This window comes from Pseudovibrio sp. POLY-S9, assembly GCF_001431305.1.
GTDB lineage: Bacteria > Pseudomonadota > Alphaproteobacteria > Rhizobiales > Stappiaceae > Pseudovibrio.
Genome location: NZ_LCWX01000093.1, coordinates 1 through 3086 on the forward strand (window position 1 = coordinate 1; position 3086 = coordinate 3086).

General features: G+C 47.5%; 3 protein-coding genes. All 3 read right to left on the bottom strand.

Annotated elements, in window-relative coordinates:
- Positions 1 to 652: 652 nt before the first annotated feature.
- From PPL9_RS08180 to PPL9_RS08185, 3 genes are read right to left on the bottom strand one after another with little or no spacing between them, the layout of a single operon-like run.
- Complete coding sequence (locus PPL9_RS08180) at positions 653 to 1768, bottom strand: HlyD family secretion protein (protein ID WP_208989242.1); 1116 nt, start codon at positions 1766 to 1768, stop codon at positions 653 to 655.
- A gap of 26 nt (positions 1769 to 1794) precedes the next feature.
- Complete coding sequence (locus PPL9_RS31200; protein WP_082596670.1) at positions 1795 to 2007, bottom strand: DUF1656 domain-containing protein; 213 nt, start codon at positions 2005 to 2007, stop codon at positions 1795 to 1797.
- A gap of 14 nt (positions 2008 to 2021) precedes the next feature.
- Entirely contained in the window at positions 2022 to 2981 is a 960-nt protein-coding gene (locus PPL9_RS08185) for an FUSC family protein (RefSeq protein WP_152986636.1), read from the bottom strand.
- Positions 2982 to 3086 lie beyond the last annotated feature (105 nt).

Sequence of the window (3086 nt, forward strand, 5' to 3'; positions counted from 1 at the left end):
ACTAAATCTCTACAAAACAATCAGAACAACATATCAGACAAAAAGCCCCCAATGCATAACGCATGGGGGCTTTTTGCGTTTTGGAATTAGGCTGTCCTGAATGAACGTGCTGAAAACACAGCGAGCAAAGCTCCAAACCGCCCAGAACCGAGCCACTCCCTTATCCCTGAATATACGCCTACCAGTTTGCCTCAATGAAACCACAGCAACGGCTTCAAGGGATTGAAACGGATTGCCTACAAATGCTGTGATGAGACAAGCACTACCCTCCGTGTATCCCAAAGAGAAGGGGAGTGCCGCGAGAGGGGCGGCTTTGACCTCAATAGCAAATAAGTAGTGGCGCTAGCGAATAAGTAGTGGCGCTCGCAGCTGTTGCTATAGATAGTGTTTTTGGACTGGATCGCAGTCGGAAGTGCGTTGCGTTCTTATGTGCGTTTGTTAGCGTTATTTGTACTGAGATTGTGCTGCTAAGTCGGTGAAGTGGTGAAATTGAGCATACCTTGACCTAAGGGACTTTGCACTGGTTGCGAAGAAAGTATGCATAGGAGTCACACAGGCTTTAATTGCTGTAAGGGGTGAGAGAAAAGATATCCCCTCGTGTCCCAATGAGCCTCAAAGATCTCTTTGAAATGAACAGGGGGAGTAACTTGCTTTACTGAAACAATAGCGGTGCTGGGGGTTCATCTGGGGTGGTTTTGTCGGCGGCGGTGTTGGTTAGGACCAGGACGGATACGGTGGTGCCGACGCGGAGGAGGATGTCTTTGGGGATGTCTGCGATTTTGACGCGGACCGGGATGCGTTGGGCGAGGCGTATCCACTCGAAGGTCGGGTTGATGTTAGGGAGCAGGTCGGAGCCTGTGCTGCCATCGGATTGAGAAATGCCCCAACCGATGCTTTCGACCTCTCCGTGAACCACCTGATCAGGATAGGCCATCAGGGTCATGATGACTTTATCGCCGATGTTGATCCTGCTGATTTTTGTTTCTGGAAAGTAGGCGTCGATCCAGAAGCTGGTAATATCTACGAGGGCAAGGGCTGGCTCATTTTCAACGGTTTGACTGCCCAGGCGTAGGTTAAGGTTGGTGACGTAGCCGGATACAGGTGCAGATACACGAGAGAAGCCAAGGTCTAACTCAGCCATGCGTAACGCTGCTTTTGCAGAGCGGAGTTGTGCGTTTTCATCGCCCGTTGCACCTAGTGTTGCAATGACCTTGGCAAGGGAGGCCTGAGCTTCTACAAGAGCTGCTTCTGCTTGAGCGAGGCCTGACTGGGCTTTTTCGGTGTCTGAGAGGGCGACGATATAGCTCTTTTCAATCTGATCATATGTGCGCTGCGTGACATAACCGTCTTTGAGCAGTTTGGCGTTCCGGTCCAGATTTCCCTTGATGTTTTTCAGGGTGGCGATGGAGGAGCGAAGTTCTGAACTGGCTTGCTCTACGTTCGAGCGATACTGGGCAACGTTTGCTTCCGAAGCTTCACGCTCTTTTTCAAGCGCGTTGAGCTGATCGATCGTTTGATCAAGATCCGCTTTCTTCTCAGCAAAGGTTGCTTCAAATGTTCTTGGATCGATGCGGAAAAGCAGTTGTCCTGCTTGGACGCTTTGATTGTCTTTGATTGGAAGGTCTACGATTGGGCCGGAAACGCGGGTTGCGATTTGGATAACGTTTGCTCTGACCTGACCATCGCGTGTCCATGGATTTTGCAAGTAGGCATAATATTTATAAGCGAACGCGAGAACTGCGACGCCAACGATCGTGCCCGTTATCATTGCTTTATGTATGGGTTTCAATGCTCTCATATCGGAATGACCCAACTTCCAATTACTGCGGTGTAGATGACGGCCAAAGCCAGGAAGACGCCGGGTGGATAGAGGAGGAATCTGGAAAGCCGGTATCTGTTTAACAAACGTGATGTGATCCAGCTGAGAAGCAAACCTAAGAAAGACGCGATCAGAAATGGGGGGAAATAAACGGCCCCAATGGCCCATTCACCAGGATATCCATTCATTGACGCATACTCCTTTAGAAACGAGCTTCTTTCAGATAAGGCCAATCGACTTTTTGAGATTGCTCTTCATAGTCTTCTAATGCCTGATAAACACTGCGAATACCTCCAAGAATGCGATAGATATTTAATCGTTCCCCTAACTCTCCATCATATTTACTTTGTTCTTGCTCTGCCTTTGAGATTGTATCTTCTATTTCTGGGAGTCTTGTTTCGCGTAGTTTTAAAGTCGCTTCTAACGTTTCACATGAGGGCTCTTCCACCAGTTTTGTGAAGTCAGTCATCAGCTGAGTACTCCAGCCATGAATGTCATGCTTTAGCGTCTTATAAAGTTGGCTGTTTTCAGCAGTTTTGAACTCATCCATCAGGACTGACAGGCGAATGGAAAGTGCCTCAAGAACAACGGTGATCTTGATCAGTTCACTTTTCTCAATGTCTTGAGAGATCTCCGGTATCCAGCCTCGAATGATATGAGGGATGCTTTCGATCTCGTTTATGTAGTGTCGTCTGAGGTAGCGTTGCCAAGCGGAATCCTTTGTTGTGTGTTTGTTTTTCTGATCTGACAAAAGATAGCTTGCACCTTTAAAGAAGCGGCGTAGCAGGTTGAGATATTGAACCTCTGGGCGCAGGTTAAATGTGAATGTAGACACACACGCAAAAATTGCCACGACTATGATGAAAACGAGTAATTGATCGACTGCATAATTGAAGCTGTATGTCTGGGTGTTGCTTATGCCTGTTGTCATTACGAAATTCGCCAAGCCAAACATTCTTCCCAAAGTTGCCTCAGGTGAATGAAAGAAATAGGAGATGGAAAATACTGATATGAAAATGACAGCCCCAAGAGACCAGAAACTATGCAAATGCGGCATTATCAAAAGGTAGATGCAGGCTGCGAATATGTTTGATGAAACGCCAATCTTCAACAACCTGAGAGGCCTGATATACGGGTCGGTTGATAGGGAGATGCTATACACGCCTACTAAGTGTCAATGCTGGGTCAAATTTCCCCAAAAGTGCTGGACCAAATTTCCCCAGTTTGAGGTTTGGTGACCAGCCTTTTTTTAGGTCTAGTTCTCCTT